Annotated in this window: 9 protein-coding genes; 6 read left to right on the plus strand and 3 right to left on the minus strand. The window is 62.8% G+C overall.

The genetic code is table 11. The annotated features are described in order from the left end of the window. The first annotated feature begins 388 nt into the window (after positions 1-388). From KAK11_RS07735 to KAK11_RS07750, 4 genes are all read left to right on the plus strand, one after another. Positions 389-2317 carry a S9 family peptidase gene (locus KAK11_RS07735; protein ID WP_310737764.1) on the plus strand — a complete coding sequence of 643 codons (1929 nt, stop codon included), beginning with the start codon at positions 389-391 and terminating at the stop codon, positions 2315-2317. A 23-nt stretch (positions 2318-2340) separates the two neighbouring features. Further along, a complete protein-coding gene (locus KAK11_RS07740; RefSeq protein WP_210807887.1) occupies positions 2341-2874 on the plus strand; it encodes a peroxiredoxin in 534 nt (177 codons plus the stop codon). 180 nt (positions 2875-3054) lie between these two features. Then, a complete protein-coding gene (locus KAK11_RS07745) occupies positions 3055-4848 on the plus strand; it encodes a S8 family peptidase (protein WP_246498556.1) in 1794 nt (597 codons plus the stop codon). A gap of 68 nt (positions 4849-4916) precedes the next feature. After that, positions 4917-5132, plus strand: a complete 216-nt coding sequence (locus tag KAK11_RS07750) for an RNA-binding S4 domain-containing protein (RefSeq protein WP_210807889.1) — start codon at positions 4917-4919, stop codon at positions 5130-5132. Positions 5133-5188: 56 nt separating this feature from the next. Here KAK11_RS07750 and KAK11_RS07755 read toward each other — a convergent pair whose 3' ends face one another. Next, on the minus strand, positions 5189-5827 hold the full coding sequence (locus KAK11_RS07755; RefSeq protein ID WP_210807891.1) for a UPF0149 family protein: 639 nt from the start codon (positions 5825-5827) through the stop codon (positions 5189-5191). Between the two features lie 106 nt (positions 5828-5933). Here KAK11_RS07755 and KAK11_RS07760 point away from each other — a divergent pair, with 106 nt between their 5' ends. Continuing rightward, complete coding sequence (locus tag KAK11_RS07760; protein WP_210807893.1) at positions 5934-6914, plus strand: amino acid ABC transporter substrate-binding protein; 981 nt, start codon at positions 5934-5936, stop codon at positions 6912-6914. Here KAK11_RS07760 and KAK11_RS07765 read toward each other — a convergent pair whose 3' ends face one another. Both KAK11_RS07765 and KAK11_RS07770 read right to left on the minus strand, forming a co-directional pair. Beyond that, the gene (locus KAK11_RS07765; protein WP_375140669.1) at positions 6915-8279 is read right to left on the minus strand and encodes a sigma-54-dependent transcriptional regulator; all 1365 of its coding nucleotides are present in this window, start codon (positions 8277-8279) and stop codon (positions 6915-6917) included. Continuing rightward, a complete protein-coding gene (locus KAK11_RS07770) occupies positions 8245-10200 on the minus strand; it encodes a sensor histidine kinase (RefSeq protein WP_210807895.1) in 1956 nt (651 codons plus the stop codon). The genes KAK11_RS07765 and KAK11_RS07770 overlap by 35 nt, the downstream gene beginning before the upstream one ends. Before the next feature lie 345 nt (positions 10201-10545). On the opposite strand from KAK11_RS07770, the gene KAK11_RS07775 reads away from it, so the two are divergent. Continuing rightward, positions 10546-11475, plus strand: a complete 930-nt coding sequence (locus tag KAK11_RS07775; RefSeq protein WP_210807897.1) for a branched-chain amino acid ABC transporter permease — start codon at positions 10546-10548, stop codon at positions 11473-11475. Positions 11476-11615: the final 140 nt, after the last annotated feature.

The raw sequence follows: 11615 nt of genomic DNA on the forward strand, positions 1-11615 counted from the left end.
GCGCTCAGGCGCCTCAGGCCGAAGGGAAGCGACGGAAGCAGGTGCCCAAGGGGCTAGGTTCTGGTCACCTCTAAACCCTGCCCGCGCAGGCGTGTCCGAGGGCGCTGGAGTAGGCGCAATCCGCAGCCCGGGCTGGTGCCCGGGCAAGGTGAGCAACGCCCGCCAACACACTTGGACGCCCTGCCCTCAGGGTGAGCCCTACAAGCCACGCGGGTAGGGTTCATAGGCCCACTGCCCCTAGATGCCGGCCGGCGCTTAGCGCTACAGTCGCGAACCCCCTCTTTTCGAGCCCAATATGTCGTCTATGCCCGTCTGGCGCTGCGTCGCTGTTTTCTCTGCGCTTCTCGTTGCCGGCTGCTCCCACTGGGCACCGGCTTCCAAGGAAGCTGTGTTGGCTCCCAATGCGCAATTGCGTGCTGAGGGCATTCCGCCCGTCCCTTTGGCCACCGTTGAGCGCGTCGCGCGCTACACCGACTTCCGAGGCCATGGCTTCTTGGATTGGCACCCAGCGCGCAACGAAATGCTGGTCTCTCACCGGCCGGCGGGGGCAAGCCTGCCCCAGGTCTTCAAGCTCGACGCCCCCATGGGTGCACTCAAGCCATTGATCAGCACCTCTGAACCGATCAGCAGTGCCAGCTATGAGCCGCGGGCCGGTGAGTACATCGTCTTCGAGCGGGCGGCGGGCGGCAGCGAGGTGACGCAACTCTTCCGCTTTGACGAAGGCACCGGGCAGACGGTGCAACTCAGCGACCCGACTCAACGCCACAACTTTGAGATCTGGCTGCACCCGCAAGCCGGCCAAGCCAGTCGTTTGATCCATACCTCCGTGCCGCTGGACAAAACAGCCACTGGCGGCAGCCGTGCCACCGTGAACACCCAAGTCTGGCTGCTGAACCCCCTTCTGCCCGAACAACGCCAACTACTGGCTGAGTTGCCTGGCGGCGGCTGGGGTGTCAGCAGTGCGTCTCATGACAACCGTCAGTTGGCGCTGTCGCACTACCGTTCAGCGAATGAATCCGAAGTCTGGCTGATGGACATCAGCACAGGGCAGAAGCGTCAAGTGCTGCCTGCTGCCGGACAGGCTAAGGCCGTGCACTTGGCCGCCGGTTTCTCGGCCGATGACAAATCCCTCTTTGTGGTCACAGACCGCGCAGGCGAGTTCCGCGAACTTCAGCAACTCCGCCTAGACACCCAAACACTGAGCCGCCTGACCGGGCACATCCCTTGGGATGTCAATGGTGGAGACACCTCCCGTGACGGGCGTTGGCTGGCCGTGCGCGCCAATGAAGACGGGCTCGGGACGCTGCGCCTCTTCGACACCACCACCATGAAAGAAGTGAGCCTGCCGGAGTTGCCCAATGGCAGTGTGGGCGGTGTGCACTTCAGGCCGGCCAGTCAGGACTTGGTGTTTTCCGTCAACGGCGCAGGCGGCCCTAGTCAGCTTTATGTGCTCAACCCCCAAAGCAAGAGCGTCACGCCCTGGACCAAAGCCGAGGCCGCACCCGGCATCGACGCCAGCCAGTTTGCACGTCAGCGCATCGTGCGTTGGCCCAGCTTCGACGGCCTCACCATCTCCGGACTGTTGACACAACCCCCCGCCAAATTCACCGGCAAGCGCCCGGTGCTGATCAACATTCACGGCGGCCCCGAAGGACAGGCCACTTTTGGCTTCTTGGGGCGGATGAGCTATTTGGTAGAAGAGATGGGTGTGGCCATCATCCAGCCCAATGTGCGAGGCTCCAGCGGCTACGGCAAAACCTTTTTGACCTTGGACAACGGCTTTAAGCGCGAGGACTCCGTCAAGGACATCGGCGCGCTGCTGGATTGGATTGCGACCCAACCCAACCTGGACCCTTCACGCGTATTGGTCATGGGCGGCAGTTACGGCGGGTACATGAGCCTGGCCGTTAGCACCCACTATGCAGATCGCATCGCCGGCGCCATCGACGTGGTCGGCATCTCGCACTTCGTGACGTTCTTGCAGAACACCGAAAGCTATCGGCGTGACCTGCGTCGCGTGGAGTATGGCGATGAGCGCGAGCCGGCGATGCGGGCTCATCTCGAGGCCATCTCGCCTCTGACCAACGCGCACAAGATTCGCAAGCCTTTGTTTGTGATCCAAGGCCGCAATGATCCTCGCGTGCCGTGGACAGAGGCGGAACAGATTGTGGCCAAGGCGCGTGCCAACGGAACCCCCGTCTGGTACTTGCTGGCGGAAAACGAGGGGCATGGATTCCAGCGCAAAGAGAACGCGGACTTTCAGTTCTATGCCATGCTTGAGTTCATGAAAATGACCCTCAGGCTCAACACACCTTAAGCCCTGATCACCTGGAGCTCTCGATGCGAATCAGATCCATTGCTTGCCTGGCGTTTGCACTGCTGAGCCCAAGCACCTGGGCCGCACTGCCCGTGGGTGCGCAAGCGCCGATGTTCCAAGCGGAGTCGGCCTTGGGCGGCAAGACCACCTCTTTCGTGATGCAAGAAGCGCTGAAGAAGGGGCCTGTGGTTTTGTTCTTTTACCCCAAGGCTTTCACCAGCGGCTGCACGGTGGAGGCGCATCTCTTTGCCGAGGCGACTCCCAGGTTTCAAGCCTTAGGGGCCACCGTCATCGGCATGTCGAATGACGACATCGAAACCCTGAAGCGCTTTTCTATAGAGGCCTGCAGGAACAAGTTCGCGGTTGGAGCAGACGCTGGCGGCAAGATCATGAAAGCCTATGACGCCAGCCTCATGCTCGGCATGGCCGACCGCATTTCCTACGCCATAGCCCCTGACGGAAAGATCATGGCCGCGCATGTCAGCATGAAACCCGAGGGCCATGTCACGGCCATGCAGGCCGCCGTAGAGCAGTGGCACGCCCAGCAGCGGCGCTAGCCCATTTAGTGGTTAACCCTGTTGGGTATTCAAAATTTGACACCCGCACATACATCTGCTTTCAAAGTGGAGGCGCCTTAACGCAGATTGAGCCTTGCACTCCGTGGAGTCCATCACGATGATCGCCAAGCCTTATCAAGGCACTCTCATCAGTTCTCCAAACTAACCCACGGAGTGAGCATGCAGAAAAAGTTCCCCCTGTCCTTCGCACTGATGCCTGTCGCTGTTGCAGCGGCCTTCGCCTGCGCAACCAGCAGTTTTGCTGGACAAGCTGAAGACATGTTGGTCAGCCCGCCTGTCGTCAGCAACACGCAGCGGCTGATCATCAAATACAAGGACTCAGCGCCCGCAGCCAAGCAAACGACAACTCAGGCCATGGCACTGGCTCACGAAGCCGTTCAGCGCCAGGGTGTGCAGATGAAGTGGCTGCGTACCAACGCGTTGGGGGCGCATGTGCTGAAGCTCGACAGAGTCGTCGATGTGGCTACAGCCAAGCAGTTGGCCGCCAGCATCCAAGCGGCGGACCCTGCCGTGGAGTATGCAGAGCCTGATCGTCTGATGCAGCCCCTGCTCACACCGAACGACCCCTCCTACAACAGCCAGTGGCACTACTTTGAGGCCGCAGGTGGCTTGAACCTGCCGCAGGCGTGGGACAAGAGCACGGGCGCCGGTGTGGTGGTGTCCGTCATCGATACCGGCATCCGCGCCCATGCGGATCTGGCCGCCAATTTGCGTCCTGGCCATGATTTCATTTCGGACTTGGCCGTGGCCAACGACGGCAACGGCCGCGACAGCGACCCCAGCGACCCCGGCGATTGGGTCTCGGCCGGTGAATGTGGCGTCGGACAACCTGCCTCCAACTCCAGTTGGCACGGCACCCATGTGGCGGGCACCATCGCCGCTGTCACCAACAACGGCAGCGGTGTAGCGGGCGTGGCCTTTGGGGCCAAAGTCTCCCCCGCACGGGTCTTGGGCAAATGCGGAGGCTACACCTCTGACATCGCAGACGCCATCATCTGGGCTTCGGGCGGCACTGTCAGTGGCGTACCTGCCAATGCCAATCCTGCCCGCGTCATCAATATGTCCTTGGGCGGTGGCGGAGCGTGCGACAACACCACTCAAAATGCCATCAACAGTGCCCGCAGCCGCAACACCGTCATTGTGGTGGCGGCAGGCAACTCCAACGCCAATGTCTCTGGCTTCTCCCCAGCCAGTTGCAGCGGTGTGATCACCGTGGCGGCGGTCGGCCGCAACGGGGGGCGCGCCAGCTACTCCAACTACGGCGCCTTGGTGGATGTGGCCGCTCCCGGCGGCAATATGAGCACGGGGACCACCAACGGCGTCTTGTCAACCTTGAATACCGGTACCTCGACGCCTGGTGCGGACTCGACCGCCTACTACCAAGGCACGTCGATGGCTGCACCCCACGTCGCAGGCGTGGCCGCGCTGATGTTGTCCGTCAAGCCATCGTTGACACCGGATCAAGTGGAGAGCCTCATCAAGTCCAGCGCGCGTGCGTTCCCAGCCACGTGCACGCAGTGCGGCACCGGTATCGTGGACGCACTGGCTGCAGTCAACGCCGCCTTGGGCGTCACGCCGCCACCGGTGAACACCATCAATGAGGTGGAGTCGAACAACACGCTGGCCACGGCGCAGTTGATCAGCACCACGCCCGTGACGGTCAACGGCACCATCGCAACCTCGACGGACACCGACTATTTCAAGCTGACGGTCGGCGCGGGCAAAACACTGACGGCCAAGTTGACGCCCAATGCCTCGTCAGACTATGACCTCTACCTCTACAACAGCAGCGGCACGCAACTGGCCAGTGCGACGGCGGGCACCGGAGCGGTGGACACCATCACCCGCGCCAACACTGGCACCACGGCGGTAACGTGGACGGTGCGTGTGCGTTACTACGGCGGTGGCGTGGGCAGCACCTCGGGCAAGTACACCCTGAACTTGACCCAGTAACTGTCGACACGGGGCGGCAGACTCCAGCGGAGCTGCCGCCCCGAAGGGTGGCCTGCGACAATGCAGGCATGAATCAAATGGACCTGACCCTTCGCGGCGAATTCATCGCCTTAGATGCCCTCCTGAAAGCCACCGGCTTGGCCGAGAGTGGCGGCCGTGCACGCGCGGTCATCTCGGAAGGCCAAGTACTGGTGGATGGACAGGTTGAGACCCGCAAGACCTGCAAGATCCGAGCCGGCCAGAAGGTGGTGTTCGACGGACACCGAGTCAGCGTCAAGGCCTGAGCGAACGGCAAGCCTCGGCCGCCATCACGACGGCCCAAGAGCCGCCAGCGCGCCACTCAGGGCGCTGCGTGGAAATGGGCGCGCAAAGCCAACACAGCCTCGGGCACCATGCGGCTGAAGGTGTCCACGGTCTCGGGGTCACTCAAGTCGTCCTCGTCGCAGCCCTCGGCATCCAACTCATCGCCCAATCCGCCCCCCAACTGCAGCAAGGGGGCGAGTTGTGGCCCCAAATCGGACGAGTCCCACACCCCGCCCCAGGCCTCGGGGCGCAGGTCTACCGCCTGCAAGAAGCCCGCACACCAATCGCTGGCATCGGCCCACTCGCGCTCACCCTGCTCGGCCACGCTGAAGATCGGCTCCCACTGGTCCACGTCGGTCGCCAACTGTGCTGACAAATGGCGAAGGTGGCGCAGCACAGCCACCACGGTGTTCTTGCGCTGTCGATTGCTGGCAAATGGCGCTGCTGTCGCGGCGTCACCATCGCCGCCCCAAATCACCGGCAACCAGTGCGCAGTGGGCAGCGTGCCCAAGACCTCCGCCGGCCCCACCAACAACGCGGTCAGATAGCCGTCCAGACCATCCAAGGTCATCACGCCATCTTGAGGCAAGTTCATCAGTGTGTTGTCCAGAGCGTCCAGCTCTGCGGCGTCCAGTGGGGTGATGGGAGATTGAGCGTCGTAGTCGGGGTAGTTCATGGCAGTCTCTGAGCAATAGGCAAACAGTGTCGCCGAATTCCCGAAGAGCCATCCGCACATGCCCAGGGGAGTGGCCGGTGGCTTTTTGACACAATTCGGCCCGACCATGCTGAAGTACCCCCACCACCTTCCCCGTGCCCTCCGCCAGACCGCTGCCGCTTGGCGGCGGTGGCTCGCGGGCTTGGCGCTGGTGGGGGGCCTGGGCCTGCCAACGGCGGTGTCGGGCCAAACGCAGCCCGGCGGTGCAGCAGACTCCCCCACCCTGCGCAAGGTGCGCGACACCGGGGTGATCGTGCTGGGGCATCGCCTCAGCTCCGTGCCGTTTTCCTATCTCGATGCCAAGCTCAAGCCTGTGGGTTATTCCATGGACCTGTGCTGGCGCGTGGTGGATCAGGTGCGCAAGCGCCTGGACATGCCTGACCTTGAAGTCAAGTTGATCGCGGTGACTTCGGCCACCCGTATGCCACTGGTGGCCAATGGCACGGTCGACTTGGAATGCGGCGTCACCACCAACACCGCGGAGCGGCAACGCAACCAATCGTTTTCGATCACCACTTTTCTGGCTGAAAGCCGCTTGCTCTCGCGTCGCGAAGAAGGCGTCCGCACGCTGGACGACCTGCGCGGCAAGCCCGTGGTGTCCACCATTGCCACCACCAGCATTCAGTACCTGCACCATGTCAACCAGAGCCGCAAACTGGACATGAAGATCTTGGTGGGCTTGGATGACACAGACGCCTTCCGCCATGTCCAAACCGGCCGGGCGGTGGCCTTTGCCATGGACGATGTGTTGCTGCGCAGCCTGCTGGCCGGCAGCCCGCAATCGGCAGAGTACGTGATCTCTGATGAGGCCTACAGTGTCGAGCCCTATGCGATTGGGCTGCCGCGCGACGACGCCCCCTTCAAAGCCCTGGTCGATGGTGTATTGACAGACCTCTACCGCAGAGGCGAGATCTTCACGATCTATCAGCGCTGGTTCCAGTCGCCCGTGCCGCCCAAAGGCTTGAACCTACAGCAGCCCATGAGTGAAGCCTTCAAGCGCGTGATCGCCAAGCCCACCGACTCGCCCGACCCGGCACACTACCGCTGATCAGCGAAAGCGCTCCAGCTCAATGCCGTGCCGGTGCAGCTTGTCGTAGAGCGTTTTCTTGGGGGTTCCCAGTAATTCCATCGCCGCCGGCACCTTGCCGCCACTGCGGCGCAGGGCTTGCTCGATCAAGGTCTTTTCGACCAAGTCCATTTGTTGCGCCAGCGTGGGCGCAGCCTCAGCATGCGCCGTTGAGCCTTCGGTGCCACCGAGCTCCAGCACAAAGCGATCCGCCGCATTGCGCACCTCGCGCACATTGCCCGGCCAGTCATGGGCCATCAGCTCGCGCAGGCGCTGTGCGCTCAGCTCGGGCGCTTCGCGCCCGTACCGCGCACTGGCCTGAGCGACAAAATGCTCGAACAAGAGCGGCACATCTTCACGTCGCTCTCGCAGCGGCGGCAGGTGAAGCACGGCCACATTCAAGCGGTAGTAGAGGTCACCTCTGAACTTGCCTTGCTCTGAGAGCTCGCGCAAGTCCGCCTTGGTGGCCGCAATGACACGGACGTTGACGGACACCTCCTCGTTGGAGCCCAGCCGCTCAACCTTGCGTTCTTGCAAGATGCGCAGCAGCTTGATCTGCAGTGCGACGGGCATGGTCTCGATCTCATCGAGCAGCAACGTGCCGCCATTGGCAAACTCAATCTTGCCAATGCGGCGCTTGCCCGCTGAGGTGAAAGCGCCGGGCTCGTGGCCAAACAGCTCACTCTCAAACAGAGACTCAGGCAGCCCTCCGCAATTGATGGCCACAAAGTGCCGATCGCGGCGGTGGCTGTGGTCATGCAGGCAGCGCGCCACCAGCTCTTTGCCTGTGCCGGTTTCACCCAGGATCATCACGTCCGCCGAGGTATCGGCCAAATTCAAAATCTGGCGCCGCACCTGCTGCATCGCGGGCGAATGCCCGAGCAGCACGGCCTCAATGCCGCTGCGCTGGTTCAGTTGGGCGCGCAGTTCATCCACCGCCACGCGCAGCACACGCTTCTCCAAGGCGCGCTTGGCGGTGTCAACGAAGCGCTCGGGTGCGAAAGGCTTCTCGATGAAATCGTAGGCGCCTGCGCGCATGGCACGCACCGCCATCGCGACATCACCATGCGCGGTGACCAAGACCACCGGGACGCCCGCATCCACCTGCTGCACATGGTCGAGCAAAGCCAAGCCATCCATACCCGGCAAGCGGACATCGGTGATCACAATGGCCTGCATGCCGGCTTGAATGTGCGGCAGGGCCGCTTCCGCCGAGGCAAAGGCCTCGACGGTCAAGCCTTCCAACTCAAGGGTTTGGGTCAGGCTGGCCCGCACGGGCGGGTCATCTTCCACGAACAAGACGCGATAGCCTTCAAACATCTGCTGCGACTTCCAAATCAAATTCAAACACCATGCCCGGCTGGCCGTCATCAGCCACGTCATCGCGCGCGTGGGCCTTCAGCGTCCCACCAAATTCATGGATGATTTTCGAGGAAATCACCAAGCCCAAGCCCAGGCCTTGGCCTGCCGGCTTGGTGGTGAAAAAGGGCTCGAACAAGCGTGCACGCAAGGCTTGAGGCATGCCAGGCCCGCTGTCCCTGACTTGCACCAACACCCTCTGGGGCGATGCGCGATCGGCGCCACGGGCTTGCGGCAAGGCAACGGTGCATACATCCAACACCTTGCGAGGCGCATCGCTCATGGCGTCCAGCGCGTTGGTGAACAGGTTCACCAACACTTGCTCCAAGCGATTGGCGTCGCAGTGCACGCGCAAGCTCTCCGGCACGGCCACGTTCAAGCTCACGCCCTCACTGCGCAAGCGATGTTCTAGCAACAGCGTTGTATTGCGTACCGCGCCCAGCAATGAGATGGCTGCATGGCCGCTCTCGGCCTTGCGCGCAAAGGTTTTGAGTTGGCGCGTGATGCTCGCCATGCGCTCGACCATGTCATCAATCAGCTTGAGGTTCTCGGCCACCGTGTTGGTGCGCCCTTGTCCCAAGAGCAACTGCGTGTTGCGAGACAAAGCCCGCAGAGCCGTCAACGGTTGGTTGATCTCATGCGAGATGCCTGCTGACATCTGGCCCAGCACCGCCAACTTGCCGGCTTGGATCAACTCATCCTCGGTCTGCAGGCGCTGGGCAATCTGGTGCTTCAGCTCGACGTTGGTGCGGCGCAACTCGCGCGTGCGCTCGTAGACCTGGCGCTCCAGCTCATCGTGAGCCAGTTGCAGTTGATTGCGCGCCTCAAACAACTGCAGCACGGCCCGGCGCCTGAAGGAGAGATACAGCGCTAAAAGCCCGAGCGCAGCCCCCACGGCCCCACCACCCCAGGCCGCCGTTCTGGCATTGCGCCATACATCTGCAGGGTCTGACAGGGTCATCAGCCTCACGCCGAGCGGCACCACCGCACGCTCTTGGGCCAGGCGCAGGCCGCTGCGACTGCCTGCCACACCGGGCACGCGCATCAAAACCGCATCGGGCGCCACGCGCTCTTCGTCTTTCAGCGTCAAGGTGCTCAGCGGGGCCTCTGCGGGGTAACGGCCGGTATTCATCAGCATGGTGCGACGCGCGTCGCTCACCTCGCCCAAGGCCCGAAACTTCCATTCGGGCACCGAACTCATGATCACGACATCTAACTCATCCACCACCAACAGCTTTTCGCCATGGGAGCGCACACCCAAATCCATCCAGGTCGCCTCCAGCGGCGCCAGGCTGATCTTCACCAGCATCAGGCCTTGGACCTGTCCGTCGCGCTGGACGGGCTGCACAAAGACATGGTCTGTCGACCCACTCATGCCGGGCGCCGCGCCTAAGCCCACGGAGTGCGTCGCGAAGAAGCTGGTCGCTCCGTCTTGCAGGGCGGACGCTAGGCGCTCGGGCGGCAGGCCGTCATGACGAGAGGGCTGGCTGGACGCAATGACCTGTCCAGACTTGTCGGTCACCAACATCAAGATGGCACCGGCTCGGACATTCACCTTGGCCAAGCGCAAGCTGGTGCGCTGGCGCAAGGCCTCGTCATGCGGCTGTTTCAGCAGGGCTTGAACATCATCGTCCAACGCCATCAAGCTCGGCAAGTAGGCATGCCTGGCCAACTCGGCTTCCAAGTTGGACGCATAGAGCTCTAAACGCTCCCCCGCCACTGCCGCCAATTGCTGCAAGCCGGCTCGGCTGCTGGTGCGATGTGCCACGACCATGCCGAGGATCACCAGCGCCACGGTAAAGGTGACCACCCAACCCGGACGCGTGAGCACACCCGCCCACGGCAAGAGGCGGTGACGAGCGCGAAGAATCAAAGCATGCACCATCAGGGCGCGTAGTTTGCCCAACATCGCAGCAGGCTTGGGCGCAAGCGGCACAGATATTTCGGGGCCAGCCCAAAGCCCCGCCAGCGCATGGCCGCACCCGAGTGCGGATTTCCGCACCAAGCGGTTTGGGGGGTGGGCGAGTTTCCGCCCAAGCCGACGTCGACCCACCAAAGCCTCCACGGCGCGAGCGGCACGTTGAGCGAAATTCCGGCTGTTTTGCGGTCGAAAGCAAGGGTAAGCCCGTAGAAAGCAGCGCAGCGACGGGCACGATGCCTAGTGCAAACCCGGTGCAGTCAGCGGCATGGCACGGCATGTGCATAAGCCCTGCTGTTTTCAATCGCGACGAACACGTCGACTGAAGGGTTCTCAATGGACATATTCGTACAACAGATCATCAACGGCCTGGTGCTGGGGAGCATGTATGCCTTGGTGGCGTTGGGGTACACGATGGTGTACGGGATCATCAGCCTGATCAACTTTGCGCACGGCGAAGTGCTGATGGTGGGCGCCATGGTGTCGTGGACGGTGGTGACAGCCTTGGCCGGCACGGGCTGGCCGGGCTGGGTGCTGCTGCTGATCTCGGCGGTCGCGGCCATCATCGTGTGCTCGCTGCTGAACTTCACCATCGAGAAGGTGGCCTACCGGCCGCTGCGCAACGCGCCGCGCCTAGCCCCGCTGATCACCGCCATGGGCATGAGCCTGCTGCTGCAGACCCTGGCCATGATCATCTGGAAGCCCAATCCCAAGCCCTTTCCCCAACTGCTGCCCCCGGAAGTCTTCTTCCTCTGGGAAGACGGCCCCGTCATCACCCTGACCCAGGTGCTGATCCTGGTGACCACCGTGGTGGTGCTGGCTGCCTTGCTGTGGCTGGTCAATAAAACCAAGCTCGGCCGCGCCATGCGCGCCACCGCCGAGAACCCGCGCGTGGCCGGCTTGATGGGCGTGCGCCCGGACCACATCATCTCCATGACCTTCGTCATCGGGGCGGCCCTGGCGGCCATCGCCGGCATCATGTGGGCGGCCAACTACGGCACCATCCAGCACTCCATGGGCTTCCTGCCGGGCCTGAAGGCCTTCACGGCGGCTGTGTTTGGTGGCATCGGCAACCTGACGGGCGCCATGGTCGGTGGCGTGCTGCTGGGCCTGATCGAAGCCCTGGGGGCGGGCTACCTGGGCGAGCTCACCGGGGGCGTCTTCGGCTCCCACTACGTCGAGATCTTCGCCTTCCTCGTGCTCATCCTCGTGCTGACCCTGCGCCCCTCGGGCCTGATGGGCGAGCGCGTTGCAGATAGAGCTTGATCTGGAGAAACCTATGACAAACAACAACCAGAAGATCATCGTCTTCCTGCTGGCGGCGGTGGCCCTGATGGCCCTGCCGCTGTTCGTGGCGCCGTACGGGCAAGGCTGGGTGCGCATCATGGCGCTGGCCCTGCTGTACG

It is taken from the genome of Ideonella paludis (genome assembly GCF_018069865.1).
In the GTDB taxonomy this organism is placed as follows: domain Bacteria; phylum Pseudomonadota; class Gammaproteobacteria; order Burkholderiales; family Burkholderiaceae_C; genus Ideonella; species Ideonella paludis.

What these genes read in the sequence shown, in the direction of transcription:
- KAK11_RS07740 (WP_210807887.1), top strand. Translation starts at nt 2,341, where the DNA reads ATGCGAATCAGATCCATTGCTTGCCTGGCGTTTGCACTGCTGAGCCCA.
- KAK11_RS07755 (WP_210807891.1), bottom strand. Translation starts at nt 5,827, where the DNA reads ATGAACTACCCCGACTACGACGCTCAATCTCCCATCACCCCACTGGAC.
- KAK11_RS07770 (WP_210807895.1), bottom strand. Translation starts at nt 10,200, where the DNA reads ATGTTGGGCAAACTACGCGCCCTGATGGTGCATGCTTTGATTCTTCGC.
- KAK11_RS07750 (WP_210807889.1), top strand. Translation starts at nt 4,917, where the DNA reads ATGAATCAAATGGACCTGACCCTTCGCGGCGAATTCATCGCCTTAGAT.
- KAK11_RS07775 (WP_210807897.1), top strand. Translation starts at nt 10,546, where the DNA reads ATGGACATATTCGTACAACAGATCATCAACGGCCTGGTGCTGGGGAGC.
- KAK11_RS07745 (WP_246498556.1), top strand. Translation starts at nt 3,055, where the DNA reads ATGCAGAAAAAGTTCCCCCTGTCCTTCGCACTGATGCCTGTCGCTGTT.
- KAK11_RS07760 (WP_210807893.1), top strand. Translation starts at nt 5,934, where the DNA reads ATGCTGAAGTACCCCCACCACCTTCCCCGTGCCCTCCGCCAGACCGCT.